The organism is Mucilaginibacter gossypiicola (genome assembly GCF_900110105.1).
GTDB lineage: Bacteria > Bacteroidota > Bacteroidia > Sphingobacteriales > Sphingobacteriaceae > Mucilaginibacter > Mucilaginibacter gossypiicola.
Genome location: NZ_FOCL01000002.1, coordinates 103036 through 120969, shown reverse-complemented (window position 1 = coordinate 120969; position 17934 = coordinate 103036). Strand labels below are relative to the sequence as shown.

Annotated in this window: 19 protein-coding genes; 12 read left to right on the top strand and 7 right to left on the bottom strand. The window is 43.1% G+C overall.

The features are described from left to right. Window positions 1–75: 75 nt before the first annotated feature. Genes BMX50_RS05575 through BMX50_RS05565 form a run of 3 tightly spaced genes read left to right on the top strand, consistent with a single transcriptional unit; the run spans window position 76 to window position 2365 of the window. Window positions 76–315 (top strand): helix-turn-helix domain-containing protein, encoded by a 240-nt coding sequence (locus tag BMX50_RS05575; RefSeq protein ID WP_091208916.1) that lies wholly within the window; start codon window positions 76–78, stop codon window positions 313–315. 53 nt (window positions 316–368) lie between these two features. After that, the gene (locus BMX50_RS05570; protein ID WP_091208913.1) at window positions 369–1016 is read left to right on the top strand and encodes an HD domain-containing protein; all 648 of its coding nucleotides are present in this window, start codon (window positions 369–371) and stop codon (window positions 1014–1016) included. A gap of 41 nt (window positions 1017–1057) precedes the next feature. Next, window positions 1058–2365 carry a carbohydrate porin gene (locus BMX50_RS05565; protein WP_091208911.1) on the top strand — a complete coding sequence of 436 codons (1308 nt, stop codon included), beginning with the start codon at window positions 1058–1060 and terminating at the stop codon, window positions 2363–2365. Window positions 2366–2724: 359 nt separating this feature from the next. Here the strand turns inward: BMX50_RS05565 and BMX50_RS05560 are convergent, their stop codons facing one another. Then, window positions 2725–3576, bottom strand: coding sequence for a DUF4198 domain-containing protein (locus BMX50_RS05560; protein WP_091208908.1), 852 nt, complete (start codon window positions 3574–3576; stop codon window positions 2725–2727). Window positions 3577–3635: 59 nt separating this feature from the next. Between BMX50_RS05560 and BMX50_RS05555 the strand changes: the two genes are divergently transcribed. Next, window positions 3636–5615 carry an alpha-ketoacid dehydrogenase subunit alpha/beta gene (locus BMX50_RS05555; protein ID WP_091208906.1) on the top strand — a complete coding sequence of 660 codons (1980 nt, stop codon included), beginning with the start codon at window positions 3636–3638 and terminating at the stop codon, window positions 5613–5615. Between the two features lie 115 nt (window positions 5616–5730). Here BMX50_RS05555 and BMX50_RS05550 read toward each other — a convergent pair whose 3' ends face one another. The 3 genes from BMX50_RS05550 to BMX50_RS05540 form a co-directional block, all read right to left on the bottom strand. After that, window positions 5731–7674 carry a glucosidase family protein gene (locus BMX50_RS05550; protein WP_091208902.1) on the bottom strand — a complete coding sequence of 648 codons (1944 nt, stop codon included), beginning with the start codon at window positions 7672–7674 and terminating at the stop codon, window positions 5731–5733. Window positions 7675–8012: 338 nt separating this feature from the next. Next, window positions 8013–8648 carry a DNA-3-methyladenine glycosylase family protein gene (locus BMX50_RS05545; RefSeq protein WP_091208899.1) on the bottom strand — a complete coding sequence of 212 codons (636 nt, stop codon included), beginning with the start codon at window positions 8646–8648 and terminating at the stop codon, window positions 8013–8015. 245 nt (window positions 8649–8893) lie between these two features. Continuing rightward, on the bottom strand, window positions 8894–10012 hold the full coding sequence (locus BMX50_RS05540) for a DUF4407 domain-containing protein (RefSeq protein ID WP_091208897.1): 1119 nt from the start codon (window positions 10010–10012) through the stop codon (window positions 8894–8896). A gap of 116 nt (window positions 10013–10128) precedes the next feature. Between BMX50_RS05540 and BMX50_RS05535 the strand changes: the two genes are divergently transcribed. Both BMX50_RS05535 and BMX50_RS05530 read left to right on the top strand, forming a co-directional pair. After that, window positions 10129–10443, top strand: a complete 315-nt coding sequence (locus tag BMX50_RS05535) for a rhodanese-like domain-containing protein (RefSeq protein WP_091208895.1) — start codon at window positions 10129–10131, stop codon at window positions 10441–10443. Continuing rightward, a complete protein-coding gene (locus BMX50_RS05530) occupies window positions 10443–10658 on the top strand; it encodes a DUF6358 family protein (protein ID WP_091208892.1) in 216 nt (71 codons plus the stop codon). The genes BMX50_RS05535 and BMX50_RS05530 overlap by 1 nt, the downstream gene beginning before the upstream one ends. A 93-nt stretch (window positions 10659–10751) precedes the next feature. On the opposite strand, the gene BMX50_RS05525 is transcribed toward BMX50_RS05530, so the two are convergent. Further along, on the bottom strand, window positions 10752–13112 hold the full coding sequence (locus BMX50_RS05525) for a S9 family peptidase (protein ID WP_091208889.1): 2361 nt from the start codon (window positions 13110–13112) through the stop codon (window positions 10752–10754). Between the two features lie 69 nt (window positions 13113–13181). On the opposite strand from BMX50_RS05525, the gene BMX50_RS05520 reads away from it, so the two are divergent. From BMX50_RS05520 to BMX50_RS05510, 3 genes are read left to right on the top strand one after another with little or no spacing between them, the layout of a single operon-like run. After that, a complete protein-coding gene (locus BMX50_RS05520; RefSeq protein WP_091208887.1) occupies window positions 13182–13700 on the top strand; it encodes a GNAT family N-acetyltransferase in 519 nt (172 codons plus the stop codon). A 20-nt stretch (window positions 13701–13720) separates the two neighbouring features. Continuing rightward, window positions 13721–14299, top strand: coding sequence for an ATPase (locus BMX50_RS05515; RefSeq protein WP_091208885.1), 579 nt, complete (start codon window positions 13721–13723; stop codon window positions 14297–14299). Continuing rightward, window positions 14289–14480, top strand: coding sequence for a hypothetical protein (locus BMX50_RS05510; protein ID WP_091208883.1), 192 nt, complete (start codon window positions 14289–14291; stop codon window positions 14478–14480). Before BMX50_RS05515 ends, BMX50_RS05510 begins: the two co-directional genes overlap by 11 nt. Before the next feature lie 6 nt (window positions 14481–14486). On the opposite strand, the gene BMX50_RS05505 is transcribed toward BMX50_RS05510, so the two are convergent. Beyond that, window positions 14487–14981, bottom strand: coding sequence for a GNAT family N-acetyltransferase (locus tag BMX50_RS05505; RefSeq protein ID WP_091208880.1), 495 nt, complete (start codon window positions 14979–14981; stop codon window positions 14487–14489). Between the two features lie 109 nt (window positions 14982–15090). Further along, window positions 15091–16341, bottom strand: a complete 1251-nt coding sequence (gene pepT / locus BMX50_RS05500; RefSeq protein WP_091208879.1) for a peptidase T — start codon at window positions 16339–16341, stop codon at window positions 15091–15093. A 77-nt stretch (window positions 16342–16418) separates the two neighbouring features. Here pepT and BMX50_RS05495 point away from each other — a divergent pair, with 77 nt between their 5' ends. From BMX50_RS05495 to BMX50_RS05485, 3 genes are read left to right on the top strand one after another with little or no spacing between them, the layout of a single operon-like run. Beyond that, entirely contained in the window at window positions 16419–17159 is a 741-nt protein-coding gene (locus BMX50_RS05495) for a hypothetical protein (RefSeq protein WP_143065094.1), read from the top strand. Continuing rightward, window positions 17156–17509, top strand: a complete 354-nt coding sequence (locus BMX50_RS05490; RefSeq protein WP_091208873.1) for an MmcQ/YjbR family DNA-binding protein — start codon at window positions 17156–17158, stop codon at window positions 17507–17509. The genes BMX50_RS05495 and BMX50_RS05490 overlap by 4 nt, the downstream gene beginning before the upstream one ends. A gap of 19 nt (window positions 17510–17528) precedes the next feature. Beyond that, on the top strand, window positions 17529–17930 hold the full coding sequence (locus tag BMX50_RS05485) for a ribonuclease E inhibitor RraB (protein WP_091208871.1): 402 nt from the start codon (window positions 17529–17531) through the stop codon (window positions 17928–17930). Window positions 17931–17934 lie beyond the last annotated feature (4 nt).

The window sequence follows — 17934 nt, the reverse complement described above, 5'->3', positions numbered from 1 at the left end:
GGATTTTTTTTACAAAATCTGAAATCCGGGCTTCAATTATTCTCGTTAGTTATAATTGAATTAAAATATAATTGGATGAAAGATATGCTAAATTTTAAGATCAAGGCCATCGCCGCTAACATCAGGCATACCAGGGAAGGATTAAATTATACCCAGGAATACCTTGCAGCCAAGTTAGGTATATCGCAAAATGCCTACAGTAAAATAGAGTTAGGTTATACAAAAATAACCGTTGAAAGGCTGTTTCAGATTGCTTCTATTTTAGAGGTTGAAGTTTCTGAACTTATCAATACAGAAAAAACGGTAGCGGCTTAACGTTTTATACACAATACCAATGTTCCATCTTTTGCTTAGTATCTTTGCAAAAGATGGAACACGATAAACTTATTGCCGCTACTGTTGATTTTGTACGCGATACCCTCAAAAATGCCGAAGGCGGCCACGACTGGTGGCATATTCACCGCGTTTGGACCAACGCAAAACTCATCAATCAAACAGAAAAAACTGATCAGCTTGTAGTTGAACTTGCTGCTTTGCTGCATGATATTGCCGATAGTAAATTCCATAACGGCGATGAGGAGATTGGACCCCGTACGGCCGGCAACTATCTGCAAAGCATGAATGTTGATGCTGATGTTATCAAACATGTACAGCAAATCATCAGGCACATGTCATTCAAGGCCAGCTTTGATCAAAAATCGTTTCATTCACCGGAGTTAGAGGTAGTACAGGATGCCGACAGACTGGACGCCATTGGTGCTATAGGCATTGCCCGTGCTTTTACCTATGGCGGTTTCAAAGGACGGGAATTGTACAACCCGGAAATTGAGCCAAAGCTTAATATGACCAAAGAAGAGTACAAAAACACAACCGCCCCAACCATTAATCATTTTTACGAAAAGCTGTTATTGCTTAAGGATAAAATGAATACTCCTGCCGGGAAAGCGATTGCTGCGCAACGGCACGCTTTTATGGAAGATTATTTGAAACAGTTTTTTGAGGAATGTGGTTCATAGTTAACGCGAAAGCTTACTTTTGCGCCAAATTTTGATAACCCATGAAGAAATTAATACTTACTATAATACCTGTTTTAATTGCCGGCCTTACTTTTGGCCAGGACACCGTTAAACGTCAGCGTTTTAATTTCCATTTTCAGCAAACAGTAATTACCCAATACAAACCATCGTTCCATGCCGATTATACCGGCGATAACAGCCTGCTTACCGGCGAGGAAACACAAAGCTCAATTACCACCACACTTTTTGGCGGCGCAAGACTTTGGAAAGGTGCCGAAGCTTATTTTAACCCTGAGCTTTCCGGTGGGGCTGGCTTGAGCAAAACTTTAGGAGCAGCGGGTTTCCCTAATGGCGAAACTTTTCGTGTGGGTGGTGCGGAACCAAAGATCTATATTGCCCGGTTATACTTTACCCAAAACTTTGAATGGGGTAAGGATAAAGACACCATTAGCGATGATGCCAACCAATTAGCCGGGTTAAAAAGCAAGCGCTACTTTTCGGTTACTGTAGGTAAATTTGGCATGGCCGATTTTTATGACGGCAATGAATTTAGCCATGACCCGCGTACACAGTTCATGAACTGGAGCTTGATGGATAACGGAGCATGGGATTATCCGGCAAACACCCGTGGTTACGTTTTGGGCGTACACACCGAGTTAGGACAGCCAAACTGGACATTACGTTTTGCCTTCACCATGTCGACCACTACTGCCAATGGTGCCATCTGGGATCAGAAAGTAGGCAGGGCCAATACCCAGACTTTAGAGTACGAAAAACGCTATACATTAAATGGCCAAAAAGGTACTTTCAGGATCCTGGGATTCCGTAATAATGGTAAAATGGGCGACTACCGTCAGGCACTGGCGCTTAGTCCGACTGCACCAAATGTTGATACTACCCAAGCCTGGGGCAGGCACAAATATGGGTTTGGTATCAGTGCCGATCAGTATTTAACCAAAGATTTTGGCGTGTTTGCCAAAGTAAGTTATAATGACGGCAAAACCGAAACCTGGTATTTTACCGAAATTGATCGCTCGCTAAGCTTTGGTGGTGTGCTTAAAGGCAGTTCATGGAACCGTGGCGATGATGAGTTAGGCCTGGCTTTTGTAGCTAATGGCATCTCAAACGCTCATCGTGATTATCTTGCAGCAGGAGGCTACGGTTTTATAATAGGTGATGGAAAACTCAATTATGGCACCGAATTTATTGCCGAGCTTGATTATAAGATCAACGCCTATCAAAAGAAATTCTGGCTTACACCGGGATACCAGTTTTTACTAAACCCTGCCTATAATAAAGACAGGGGGCCGGTAAACGTATTTTCACTAAGGGCGCATATTGAATTTTAGACGAAGCGGCAGTTATATAACAGGGATAGATGAGCTTTCCTGTTATATAACTGCCGTTTTCTTTACTGTCGCTGCTACTTAAACCTGCCGCTAATTAATGCTTGTCTGACTTGCGCTCGTTTTTAACGAGGGTTTAATATGGTTTGGCGTTTGTAACGCCATTTACGGCGCTTACGTTACAAACGTAAGCCCATATTAAGCACTCATCGCAGATGAGCGCAAGAGAGAAGCAATCGCATGCAATGCAAAGCGGATATGCTTCCGTGCGATTGCCGCGCTGCGCTCGCAATGACATGGTTTGTTTTCCTTATAAAACTGCCGTTTTCATTACTGCCACTGCTACTTAAACCTGTCGCTAATTAATGCTTGTTTCCAAAGCCAAATTCACGGTAAGTATTTGGTGCATCATCAGTATTGCTGAATGCAAAAGTGAATGTGGCAGTCCAGTTTTCATAATCAGCCTTTTTATCCTGCGATGGCTCAACATGTGTTGAGCTGATCATATAAACTCCCTCACGGCTCAGCTTAAAGAAAACCAAACCACTGTTATCACTCAGCAGCTTTTGTGGAATAATGGTGCCGTTTAAAGTACGTACATATTGCATTACCACGGCGTCCTTCATTGGCTTACCCTTGAAAAGTATCTGGGCAGTTACATCGTCGCCGTAGGCAGCTTTATAAGGGTTTTGTTGTATCACAATTTCATAATCTTCGCCCAGCGGTTTATCAAAATCCTTTCCGTTAGCCTTATCAACAGAAATAAGGGTTTTTGTTGACTGATGATATCTTTCAACAAAGTACTGCTGACTGCTGGCGCGGGCTTCTTCGGCCATTTTATCAAGCCCTTCGCTTTCCAGCGCCCTGATAAATTTATTTCTTTCCGATTCTGTTTCGTCATCTCTTACCAATTCAAACAGTGCAAGGCCCGAGTTTTGAAGCTCGTAGGTAAGCAGGCTGCTGTCGGCGGTGTTGGTAAGTTTTGAAAGGTCGGTTTTTTTTGAGCCCTCGTACAGCATAAACTTAGTTGCCTTTGCTGTGGCGTACTTAAATTCATTTTCGGGTTTAAACTCGCTGCCGCTCAACAAATGCAGGTTGAGCTTGTCGCCTTTATGAACGTAAAAATTATGTGGCAATAGAAAAAAGTCCTGCGAGCTGGCCACAAAACCGATCATGAGCAGGAGTATAATGATTAAAATAGAGGTGCGCTTCATAGTTTTTTGATAGTATCATCAAACATACAAAGTTTTAAAAACTTCGTTAGTTTTACGTTATGATTTTTGACAGGAAAAACCTCGATAATGATACTTTGCTGGCATTTTATAAAAAATTGCTATTCCCGCGCATGGTTGAAGAGAAGATGCTGATCCTGCTAAGGCAGGGGCGCATTGGCAAATGGTTTTCGGGTATTGGCCAGGAAGCCATAGCTGTAGGAAGCGCCCTGGCCATGAATACCGATGAATATATTTTGCCCATGCACCGCAATCTTGGTGTTTTTACATCAAGAGATATCCCTCTTTCCCGCTTAATGGCGCAATGGCAGGGCAAACCTTCGGGCTTTACCAAAGGGCGCGACCGCTCCTTCCACTTCGGCACCCAGGAATATAAGATCATCGGGATGATCTCGCACCTTGGTCCGCAGCTTGCCCTGGCCGATGGTATTGCCTTAGCCGATGTATTATCGGGCAAAAAAAAATCAACACTTGTTTTTACCGGTGAGGGTGCTACCAGTGAAGGAGATTTTCACGAAGCACTCAATATTGCTTCTGTTTGGAAACTGCCGGTGATATTCCTGATCGAAAACAATGGTTACGCCCTTTCTACCCCAACAAACGAGCAATATAACTGCCGCGAACTGGTTGATAAAGCCGTTGGCTATGGTATTGAAGGCCGCCGTATTGACGGTAATAACCTGCTTGAAGTTTATAATACCATAACTGCAATTAATAAAGCTATTCGTGAAAACCCTCGCCCTGTTTTGCTGGAATGTATGACTTTCAGGATGCGTGGGCACGAAGAAGCATCGGGCACCAAATACGTACCCAATAACTTGTTTGAATGGTGGGCGGGAAAAGATCCGGTAGCGAATTTTGAAAAATACCTGCTTGCCGAAGGAGTTTTACTTAAAGACATGATCCCAGTGATCCGTAAGGAATTTGCTGCCCTCATTGAATCCGAAATTGAAAAGGTTTACGCCGAAGCCGATATTGTACCTGATGTAGCCACGGAAGTACAGGATATGTATAAGCCTTACAGTTTCCCGGTTGTACAGCCAAAAGCTTCGCCGGTTACCAATAAACGCTATATTGATGCTATTAGCGATGGCCTTAAGCAGGCCATGCGCAAACACCCCAACCTGGTGATCATGGGGCAGGATATTGCCGAATACGGAGGTGCCTTTAAAATTACACAGGGCTTTGTGGAAGAGTTTGGCAAAGCCCGCGTTCGTAATACGCCGATATGCGAATCGGCAATTGTTGGCGCAGGTATGGGGCTTGCCCTTAACGGTTATAAGGCGATAGTTGAAATGCAGTTTGCAGATTTTGTCACGTGTGGCTTTAACCAAATTGTTAATAACCTTGCCAAAACGCACTATCGCTGGGCGCAAGGTGTTGACGTAGTGATCCGGATGCCGGCGGGCGCCGGCACCGGTGCCGGCCCGTTCCACTCACAAAGCAACGAAGCCTGGTTTACCAAAACTCCGGGTTTAAAAGTCGTTTATCCGGCCTTCCCGGCCGATGCCAAAGCACTGTTGCTCGCTGCCATTGACGACCCCAATCCTGTAATTTATTTTGAACACAAATACCTGTACCGAAGTATCAGTGCCGATATACCTGATAATGATGTAATGATTGAGATTGGCAAGGCCAATATCATTAAGCAGGGCGAAAAGGCTACTATCATTACATTTGGCCTTGGCGTGCACTGGGCACTGGAATATGCTGATAAGCACCCAGATCAATCTATAGAGATTATCGACCTGCGCAGCCTGCAACCCTGGGACCAGGAAACTGTTGAAGCCAGCGTTAAAAAAACAGGTAGGGCGCTGATATTGCATGAAGATACCCTAACCAATGGCTTCGGTGCCGAAATTGCCGCCCACATTGCCGAGCATTGTTTTAAATATCTTGATGCCCCGGTAATGCGCTGCGGTAGCCTGGATACCGCTATCCCAATGAGCAAAGCCCTGGAAGAGCAATTTTTGGCTAAGACGAGGCTGGAGGAGAGTATGGAAAGATTGTTGGGGTATTAGCAACACTTATAAAAACGTCATTGCGAGGCACGAAGCAATCGCGAACTCTGCAGATCAGCTCTGTAAGTTGGGGATTGCTTCGTGCCTCGCAATGACGTGATGGAAAGCCTTTTCATCATTTACTTATAACCCAACTCGCTTCTTCATTCGCCGCTAATGAAATTACAGCATCTGGGCTTTCTGCTTTTGACTTACCAACAAACTTCAACCGTTTCCCTTTAAACACCGATGATAAATCTACAGCAAACCGGCGTGGCTTGTTGGATAGGTTTTTTAATTTGAACCCTTTCGCAGTAACTGTATAACGAATGTTGTATAGCGGGTTTGTAAATTCAACCGTACCGTAACCGTTAACCTTTGGGTTAATGCTTAAATCGGCGTTTAAACTGTGCTGAATGCCTAAGTAATTATCTATCAGTACCGATGTATAAACGCATGGGTATTCGTAATACATATCAGCACCGTGCCAATCTTTATTGTCAACATAATAAACATGGTTCATGTCGTACCGTTCGCCCATGTAGTAGGAGTCTTTAACGGCTTCGGCGGCAACAGTTTTAAGTTGTTTATAAAGCATATCGGTATTATTGAGCCATTTCCAGTATGATGCATCCCACCACCAATAGCGCCCGGCGGCACAAAGGTCGTAAGGGCCGCCGTCGCCAATCTCATTTTTGTCGTAAGCCGCAACATCTGCCGAAATAAAGCTTGGGAACCGTTGAAATTCGGCCAGGTTTGAATTAACAAGTTTAGCTACTGCCCTGGTTTGAGCTTCGGTTGTATAACCAAAGATCACCGGTAAAATATTAGCCAGTAAATGGATATGATTGTGCTTTACGCCGCTTCTATCTACCCAATCAACAAACCTTTGTTCCTGCTCGTCCCAAAATCCTTGTGGTAATGGTTTAACCAATTGTTGGGCTATCTTTTTTGAAAGCTCACTGTAGTAACCCGACTTGTCTCCACGGTTTAAAATATTTTCCATTTGTGCCAGCAACTTAAATGTATAGGCCGCCAATGCGCCCGACATCGTTTCCCGGCCATCTTTCATTACCTGGTCTTCATAATATACGTCAGACCATACACGTCCATACTGGTCGGTATTTGCAATGGTAAGCGCGGCGGCCTTTTCAAGGTTGTCGATATTTTTATTAAGCCAGGCAGAATCTTTTGTAGCTTCAAAATAATGGAAGGCCTCCTCCTGAATTTCCATATTGCCGGTTAATAAAAACATGTTGGCATTTACTTTATTGTTTTGGCTGTTTCTGCGGATATGGTATTCACGCTCGCCGCTTGGCTGAACAGAACAAGGATCCCGGAACAAGCCTTCCGGATCGTCCTGCATTAATTTAAACTGAAGTTCCATCATCCGTTTCACTACATCAATATCAAGGTCGGAAGCGAAGGCAAGCCGCCCTTTTATCTGAAATTCGTGATCAACGTCGGGATAGGAACCGGCGTAAGCCTTTGGGTTTAATGTGCTGATAACGTACCCGCTTGAGTAAGGATAGTTTTTAGCCTTGGTTTTTTCTATTACCGATTGCAGCATGGTTCCCCAGTAAAAACCGGCTAAGGTATTTGCAAAGGCATCGCCACCCTGTATGTTTAGGGCATAACGATTATTAAAACAATCACTATGAGGCCGGGCCTCGGCTGTATGTAACTCAAATTTGGGAGAATATACATTCACCCTCAGCCGGTCATTTTCTGAAACGACAGTGACCGAATCGCTGCCTGATAATTTGATCAGGTAAGCATTATCTTTTGAAAGCGCGTCCTGCGGTAAGATCCACAAATTTGTATTCGCACTAATTTTGCCGGAAACATCATTTAAAGGAAGCACGTACCATTTATTGTCTTCCCGGTTTACACCAACACAAGTATGCGTTTGAAAACTTAGTTCAACAGGGTGGCTGCTATCCAAAGCCCTCACCTCTGAAATGCCTTTTACAGCTTTGGTGTTTGCATTTTTAAGGTTTAGCAAAATGCCCGAAGGCTTAACTTGGGCATAGGTTACAACGACGTTTAGTAAAAAAAACAAGGTTAAAAGTTTTCTCATATAAGTAATAGATTGGGGGAGCAGGCTAAATTTTTCACAACTATTCGTGCATCACACATGTTGATGTTATATTGGTTGTAATTAAATAATGTCAATTTTACAGGTATTATTATTGGCAAAATAAAAGAATCCCGTAGTATATATTTTGTACCGGCGATCTGCTTTTACTATTTCAGGTTTATTTGGTAACTAATATAAATGTTTTTCGCTCACATTACAGGGTATTGTTTAAATATCCAATAGGCTTTAGATACAATTGTATTGATGAACAAAGCACCAGAAGGCCGGTTTTTGGCGAAGGCGAGATTGGAAGAGCGTACGGGGAAGTTACCGGCTTACTAATTCCTCGGAGGCCGTGGCGACGACAGGTAATAATGCCATAACAACATTGATGCAATGGTGCGGTAAGGTTTCCATTGTTCGGTTACCAATAATAATTCTTCTCTTGATGTATCTTTTGGCAAGTTTTTTACCCTTTTCAGCGCATTAACTGCCGCAAGGTCCCCGATAGGGAAAACATCGGCATGTTGCAGTACAAACATGAGGTACACATCTGTTGTCCAGTTGCCGATACCTTTGAGGGCGGTTAGTTTGGCGCGGATAATGTCATCAGGCATTTGTTCCATTTCGGCAAGGTTAATTTGTCCGTTCACAATGGCTTCGGCAAGATATTTTATGTAGATAGTTTTTTGCCGGCTTACATAGCATGCGCGAAATTCCTCATCGGTAAGGAGCAGTACCCGGGTTGGCGTAATTTGCTGCACCCTTTCCCGCAGTTTATTTAAGGCAGATAATGCCGACGCCAGCGATACCTGCTGCTCCAAAATAATATGCACCAATGTTTCAAAACTGTTAGGCCGCGACCATAAGGGCGGATAGCCATGATTTTGAATGATCATGGCAAGATCAGGGTCATTAGCAGCAAGCTTATCGCAGATGAGATGAAAGTTTGAATGGGAAAATTGCTCAAACATAGGTTGATGATATGTTGTGCAAGATGAGGGATTAGGCTGGGAATTGCAAAAAATAACGTAGAGACGCATAATTGCTCAAATAAATCCCCTCTTGAGAGGGGGCGCGATGGCTCTGTGGGTGGAGGGGTGTGTCTCTGCATCATTCATAAATTGTGCACAGAAACACACCCCTCCACCCCTCTCAAGAGGGGAATCGCGCAACGCCTACGCTTAGCCAATCAATTATGTGTCTTCGCATTCACAATTTACTCATAACTATGCCGCTCAAAATCATAATCAGATTGTGAAGTAATGATCTTTTTTCGCCGCTGGATATCCGTATCCAGGTTATGGTCATAAATATTATCCGTAACTGCCATATCCCGTTCCTTGTCCCGTTCGGCCAGGTGAATATTGGCTTCGGCGGTTTTGGCTATGGCTGTATCATAAGGCCCCTTGGGGGACATCAGCTTTACAAACACCGGTAAACATTCAAACAAAATAAAAAGGTACCCAATAAATGAGATAGCCAGGTAAGTATCCAGGTCGCGCTTCCCGTTTTCTGTGTAAGTGAGTTGCCCCAATGCCCAGTTACGGTCAGAGAAACCTGCAATGCTGGCCAGACTATCCAGTTGATGTTCGGTAAAGAGGCGCGTACTGTTTAGTCCCTCATAATCCTTACGGGCGCTCAGGTACTGGTCCATCTGCCCTAAATTATCAGTAACAGTTTTAAGGCGGGCTTCTTTTTCTTCCAGTACAGATTGTTTTTGCTTGGCGTAAGTTCCGTAACCGGTGATACCCGATGTTTGGTTGGTTTTATCGCCGAAAACTTCCTGGTTAAGCTGGTAGCGTGAGCGGTTAATATCCCGTTCAAGCGAATCCTTTTCCTTTTTAAGATCGGTATTTTTACCCAGCTCCATGGCATACTTCTGCATGTAGGTTTTTTCGAGGGTATCAATCTTACTGCGTTGCCCCTTTAAATAGGCGGTTTTTAGTTTCTGGCGAATTTCTTTATCAAAAATCTTGAGCTCAAGCGGGCGCGATATCACAATACCTATCATAATGGCCAGCAAAATACGCGGCGATGCCTGCAAAATCTGCTGATTGGTTGTACCTTCTTTGTTAATACTGGATACAATGTAACGGTCCATATTAAAAATGGCCGTTCCCCAAAGCAAACCAAATAGTATAGCAAAGCCTACAGCAAAACCATCACCGTTAAAAACAAAGTACATGGCATAGCCGCCCGATAAAGCCGCAAACAAAGCGGTGAAAAATATAGTTGCCCCAATACCAACATACTTATTATGCTCGATAGGGTACTTTTTTAAGGTATCGATATGTGCTCCTGAACAGAACCAGAAAAAGCGTGTAACTTTTTTCATTAAGTAATTATTGTGTAAACATATATGAAACGCTCATACACTTTGATTGTTACAAATAACAAGCCTAAATATTTGATTAAGAAAAAAACTACCTTTGGATTATAATTACATTTAACATGAACGAGATAACCGTACAGGAACTAAAAGAAAAAATTGACAAAGGCGAAGACTTTCAACTGATTGACGTTAGGGAAGATTTTGAATACGAAACTTCAAACCTTGGCGGACAACTTATACCGCTCGGCGGCGTAGTAATAGAATCAGAAAAGATAAGTAAAGATAAACCCGTGGTAGTAATGTGCCGCAGCGGTAAACGTAGCGCAGCCGCAATTATGCAGCTGGAGCAGCTTGGTTTTACCAACCTGTCTAACTTAAGGGGCGGTATCCTTGCGTGGCAGGCCGAAATTGACCCTGAATTAAACGTATACTAATGGGCTTTAAATTAGTGCTCAATGTGCTTTACACCATGGGTGTAGCCTTGTGCTTTATTGTTGCCTATAAAATGCTTACAACCCACAATTACCCGGTAATGGCAGGGGCCATCATTGTTGGTGTAGTGGTGATTTTTATGAAGCTCAGGCTTTTGAAAGAGGTTAAGGACACCCAGGACGCCTCACAAAATAAAAAAGGCAAAGGGACTAAGTAACCCAATGTTAATACTTGCAGACTTACGAAGTTTTAAAAACTTCGTAAGTCTTGCTTTAGAGCTTGTTAATGTGTTATCGTCGGAGAAGATTTTTTATTTCTTCAAAGTCCCTTCAAATAACTTATAAATCCGTTTATACTCATCGGTCCAGCTGCTGGGCTGTTCAAAGCCGTGATCCTCTACAGGGTATGAAGCCAGTTCCCAGTTTTCTTTGTGCAACTCTATCAGTTTTTGGGTAAGGCGAATGATATCCTGGTAGTTCACGTTTTGGTCTATCATGCCATGCAGCATCAACAGGTTACCTTTTAAACCATTGGCAAAGTAAATAGGTGAGCTTTTGCGGTAGGACAGCTCATCGGTAAAAGGCTCATTCAATATGTTCGATGTATACTCATGGTTATAGTGTGCCCAATCGGTAACGGAGCGGATAGCGCCGCCTGCCGCAAAAACGTCGGGCTCTGTAAACATACCCATCAGGGTAATAAAGCCGCCGTATGACCCACCATATAAGCCTACATGCTTCGGGTTTACACCATATTTTTCAACCAGCAGTTTTACACCGTCAACCTGGTCTGTTAAGTCCTTGCCGCCCATGTGGCGATAAATGCCGGTCCGAAAATCCCTGCCATAGCCTGCGCTTGCGGTATAGTCGATATCCAGTACGGTATATCCATTATCGGCCAGCATGTTATTGAACATAAATTCACGGAAATAATAACTCCATGAATAGGTAACGTTTTGCAGATAGCCTGCACCGTGTACAAAAACTACGGCCGGTTTTGCAGGATCGGCTTTTTTAGGCTGATACAGGCGTGCATAAACATCGCTACCATAACGGTTTTTAAAGGAGATGATCTCCGGGTCGCGCCATGGGTACGACAGGTACTCGGCCGAAACTGAGTTGGTTAGCTTGATTGCTTTTGCCCCCGGCTTATTAGCCTGGATATATAACTCCCAGGGGCGGTTGGAATAAGAATACCTGATAGCCAGCCATTTTTCATCCGGAGAAAGCGTTACATCGTTGCCGCCTTTCATACCAGTAATTTTAACCGGGGTTCCTCCGCTAACCGGGATCCTGTAAAAATGGGTTATACCCGGATGATCAATATTGGCAGTAAAGTAAAATGTTTTTTTATCGTTGCTTAGCTGTAAGGTTTGCACTTCCCATTTGCCGTTGGTAAGCTGTTTTTTTGCACCGCTGGTTACATCAACCACATAAATATGTGAGTAGCCGCTGGCTTCGCTTTGGTAATAAAAATGGGTGTCGTCAATAAAACCTGTATTTCCGGGATCATCAATGCCGGGGCCACCTATCCAGGCCTCATCACGCTGACGATCAAGCAGGTTGAGTTTCCCGGTTACCGGATCGAGGCGCATGATCCAGCAATCTTTATTATCCTGTGCCGAGATAATAACCACGGCATTGCTGCCGCTTTGGTTCCATATCACGCCATCGACGTTTACTGGCCTGTCGGCATTTTCCTTTTGGCGGGCTTTTAATTCTTCGGGATAATCTTTTAAATAATCGGGCAGATCTTTAATACCGGGAATCTCTGATGTAATAACCGGGTAAACGGCCTCGCGGCGCTTATCGTAAATAAAAGTCTCTGAAGTTGATGAAGGGCGGCCAACCTTTGAGCGGTTAGGAATATCCTCTGTAAAGCCTGATGCGGTAACATAGTTTGGTACGATAGCATTCTGAACCCCTTCGGCACGTTTGACAAGGTTATAAGTTATAAAACGGCCATCGGGGCTGATCTGTACAGCGCTCAGCCTTTTTTCGCCAAAGGCAATTTCTTTTAATTTATCAGGTTTGAGTAATGCCGTTTCTGCCGAATCTTTTTTGTCATCTTTCGCTTCTTTTTTGATGATATCAAACAGTTCAAGCTGTTGTTTTTTGAGCCACTGCTCCTGCTCGTTAGGTTTATCCTTGTTTTTTTTATCACTTGCCGCCCTTACAAAGTTGGTAAGCTGTACCAGGCTACCGCCATTCAGGTTCAGGGCAAAGAGATTGCTATCTTCTTTATAAATAATCTTTGTTTCATCACCGTTAAAAGCGGGGCTATCTTCCTGCCCTACAGTATTGGTTAAGCGGGTGGTTTTATTGCTTTTTACATCGTATAAAAACAGGTCGCCATTTTTACTAAAAACTTTTTGAGTATGCTTTTTATTCCATTCGCCGCCGCCTGGTGCCAGATCACGCTGCCCGGCAATGCTAACCTTTTGCACCCTGTTATCAGCCGGGTTAACAGCATATAAACGCGTATCACCCGAAGCATCATCATCCCATTTAAAGTAGATCTTTTTACTGTCGTTAGCCCAGCGAACATTGGAGGGAGATACGCCGATCCATTTTGGGTCGCGCATAATTTTTTCGATAGTAAGGGTGTCCAGCTTTTGTGCAAAAGCGCCCGTTACCGGCATCAGGAACAATAAGCTTAAAAGTTTTTTCATATCTCAATAAAGCATGCAATTTAGCAGTTTAGCCAATGATTGCTATTTTTAAGCATTTTATTGTTACAAATGGAACTACAGGGCAACGGATTTTTATTGAGGGCATGGCAACAGGGAGATGAAGTATCGCTTCAACACCACGCAGACAATGCAAAAGTAGCGGCTTTTTTGCGTGACAGGTTCCCGCACCCTTATACCCTTGATGATGCCTTGTTTTGGATAAATACAGTAAAAGAACAGCAACCTTTAACCAGCTTTGCCATTATAGTTAACGGCGAAGCCTGCGGCGGCATAGGTATTGAACCATTTAATGACGAAAGCCGCATCACTGCCGAGATAGGCTATTGGCTTAGCGAACAACACTGGGGGAAAGGCATCATGACCGAAGCCCTAAAATTGGTAACTACGTATGCATTTGAACATTTTGCGTTGATACGTATTGAAGCCGACGTATATGATAAAAACACGGCATCCATGCGGGTGCTTGAAAAGGCTGGTTATATGAAGGAAGCCGTGTTGCGAAGATCAATCATTAAGAATGGTGAGGTAATGGACAAGCATATGTATGCTATATTTAAGGAAGATTAATTGAACCTATTTCAAAACAGATGCCCAATTTATACATCATAGCAGGTTGTAACGGTGCCGGTAAAACCACTGCAAGCTACACGGTTTTGCCCGAATTGCTTAACTGCAATGAGTTTGTAAATGCTGATAATATTGCAGCTGGGCTTTCGCCCTTTAACCCGGAAAGCGTTGCACTTGAAGCAGGCCGGATCATGTTACAGCGAATTGATGAATTGCTAAGTCGGGAAGTTGATTTTGCTTTTGAAACTACGCTTTCAACCAGGAGTTACGTTTCCTTAGTTAAAAGAGCGCAGCAAAAAGGATACGAAGTTATTCTATTGTTTTTTTGGCTAAGTTCACCACAGATGGCAATGGAACGGGTTGCTAAACGAGTGAGCAGAGGCGGGCATAATATTCCGGCTGATGTAATAGAGCGGAGGTATTACAGAGGAATAAGAAATTTGGTACATTTGTATACTCCTCTATGTGATAGATGGTTTGTAATAAATAACATGGGGACTGGCACTCAAGTAGTGGCAAGAGGTTTGGAAGCATCGGAAAAAACAATAATAAAATCCGATGATTGGAAAGTAATTTTAGATCAAGCAAATGACAACTAAGGCACAACAAATGGACATGAATGAGTTAGAGGCAAAGGTGCTTGAAGGTATGAAACGAGCAAACCGCAAACTGGTTGAAGCAGCAGCTGCTAATAATGAAAGCTTAATCATTGGCGAGAAAGATGGCAGTTTTAAAGCGGTACCGGCTAAAGAACTTTTGAAAACACTTCCTCCCAAATAAGCTTAATTATAATTCTTTCCGCATCACATAATCATTCATCCAGTATTTACCAATAGCTATATCTTCTTCATAAGCTACTGCAAATCCCATCTTTTCGTAAAACGACTTGGCATTGTTATACCTGTTCACATTAAGTTCAAGCGTTTGCTTGCCGGCATCTTTGGTTTTTTGAGCTACCTCGTTAATTAATACCTTACCGTAGCCTTTGCCCTGGGTTTCGGGCAGGCAGTATAGCTTGTGCAGTTTATAAATCTCCGGATTTTCTTCACGGGGCGAGTATGCTGCAAATGCTACCGGTCTGCCTTCTTCTTCCAACAGAAGGAAAGTTTGCTGATTTTCTTTAACCTGTTTAGTTATTTTCTCTGTCGAATAAATCTCGCCCAGCATAAAAGCTATTTGTTCGCGCTCAAGTATAGGGCTGTAAGTCACCCACCAGGTTTTATCAGCAATATCGCGGATGGTTTCTATATCATTTACGGTGGCGGTGCGTATCGTATACATTTTTAATTTAGTGACGTGTTGATAATTATGATTTGTTCAAAGCGGTTAGTCTTAAGCCCGATGTCAAAAACACACTTTCAACTTAGAACTTAAGACTATCGACTTCATCCTAACTTCTTTCTTCCCAGATCATGCACAGGTGTAAAATGGTTTCAACTGCCTTTTGCATATCCTGTACCGATACCCACTCATGCCTGCTATGAAAAGCGTGTTCTCCCGCAAAAATATTGGGACAAGGCAATCCCATAAATGAGAGCCTTGAGCCATCGGTGCCGCCACGGATGCTGCACAACTTAGCGGTTAAACCTGTACGGTTAATAGCTTCCATGGCATAATCAACAATTTGCGGGTGCTGATCAAGTACACTTTTCATATTGCGGTATTGCTGGCTCACGGCAATATCAAACGTTGAACCTGGGAATTTCTTTAATACCCCGGTTGCTGTTTTACGGATAACCTCCACATGATCTGCAAGTTTCGCTTCATCAAAATCGCGGATTATAAAGTCGATAGCAGCGGTTTCAACATGGCCTTCTATACCTACCGGGTGTACAAAGCCTTGCATGCCCTCGGTATACTCCGGCGAAAGTTCATCGGGCAAGGCAGCAATAATTTGTCCGGCAATTTTAATGGCACTTTCCATTTTTCCTTTGGCAAATCCCGGGTGTGAGCTTACGCCATTTATTGTAAGCCTTGCACCATTGGCCGAAAAGGTTTCATTCTCCATATTGCCCGCACTCTCTCCATCCATAGTATAAGCGGCAAAAGCGCCAAGCTTTGCGATGTCCACGTGATCAACGCCATGACCAACCTCTTCATCAGGAGTAAATAAAATACGGATATCACCATGTTTAATTTCGGGATGGTTCATGAGTTGGTAGCAGGCATCCATAATTTCGGCTACACCAGCTTTGTTATCAGCCCCGAGCAGGGTTGTACCACTGGCGGTTATTACATCGTTACCTATTTGGTTTTTGAGGTCGGAGTATTCCGCCATGCGGATCACTTGCGTGTTATCATCCGGTAGTATTAAATCCTGCCCCTGGTAGTTTTTATGAACAATTGGCTTAACGTCTTTTCCACTGCAATCTGGTGCGGTATCCATATGCGAACAAAAGCAGATAACCGGAACTTGCTTGTCGGTATTGGAGGGTATAGTTGCATAAACATATCCATACTCATCCAAATGCGCATCGGTTACGCCTATGGCCAAAAGTTCATCAACCAGCATCCGGCCAAGATTTTTTTGCTTTTCTGTTGATGGAAATGAAACAGAAGTGGGGTCTGATTGTGTATCAATGGTAACGTAGCGCAAAAAGCGTTCGGTTACAGTGAACTTAATGAATGAGCTAAAATTCATATAAAGCTTTTATATTAGTAGAAATTTAGGCGGCGGCTAACACCCTCACCAATTGTAAATATTGATAAAATTATACTTTGAAAAAATATTTTCTACTTTTTGTTTTGGCTTTTGCCTCGGTTATGGCAAAAGCGCAAAGTGGTTTTAACTATTATGAATGGGGTGCCGGTTTTGGCGGAAGCTATGGCCGGGGGTTTGATGATCTTAACCGGCAGGTTTGGCATCCAGGAGGAAGTCTGAATTTAACTTATAACTACAGCCCATATGTACCAATGAGTCTTGAATTTCAGTTTGGTACGCTTGAAGGCGGCGGTCGTACACCAGATAAGGATCAGTTTGGCCGTTATTCAAAAAATAATTATAAGGCTCTGCTACTTCATGCCGATTTACAGTTGGGCGAAATAATTGACTATGATAACAGCGGTTTTTTAAATGTTATTAAAAACTTTTACGGCGGGACCGGAATTGGAGCCATGTTCAACAATATGAAGGATATTCAGCGTACCAACCTATATCTGTATAACGGCCCGAATACATATGTCTTTCCCGGGAAAGATAAAAGTGTTAACCTGATGGTGCCCTTGCGCCTCGGTTACGAATTTAAAATTTATGATGATTACGATCAGGTAGGTTATACGATAACGCTTGGTTATCAGCATAGTTATGTTTTTGGTGAGGGATTGGATGGGTATAACGATAATACACAAAAATTTAAAAATAACGCGCCAGACCAATTTGCGATGTTTACGCTTGGGTTCAAATATAATTTCGGCAATACTGTATCATATACCAAACTTGTTAGAAATTTCAGAAATTGAACATAGAAGAGTTGCGTGACTATTGCCTGCAAAAGCCGGGCGTTACCGAAGGTTTCCCTTTTGGAGAAGATACCCTGGTTTTTAAAATTGCCGAAAAAATCTTCTTACTAACCGGCCTGCAAACCGGCGACAGGTTCAATGTTAAATGCGACCCCGAATGGGCTGTTGAGCTCCGCGAACGCCACCCCGAAGTGCAGCCTGGCTACCACATGAATAAAAAAATGTGGAATACCGTGCAAATGAATGGCTCCCTCACCCGCAAACAGCTCTGTGAAATGATTGATCACTCCTATAATGAAGTAGTTAAAAGCTTGCCAAAAAAGGTGCAGGCGGAGATAGCTGCACTATAGGAAAAAACATATTATCCTTATGGGGTTATTCAGCTTTTTGAGTAAAAAAGACAACAGGCAATTTGTATCGGCAGAAGCATTCGAGGAAAAATCGACAATCCAGCTTAATATGCTGCCAGTACTTATGGAAAAGCTCAGGGAGTTAAATGTTGACGAGGACAGGGAGCTGATGCTTGAGTTTTTCTTTTATACCAATGCCTATCAAAAGGCCCAGGCATTTGCGCAGGAACTATCCAATTTAAGCTACCAGGTAAAATACGGCATTGCTGAAGGGGCTAAAAAGCTCTTTCTTATTACCGGATGGACAACCAAAGTAAAAATGAGCGATGCTGTTGTGGCAGGATGGATTAACCAGATGTGTAACCTTGGGTATAAATTTGATTGTGAGTTTGATGGCTGGGGTACCATTCCCGATCAGTAATATT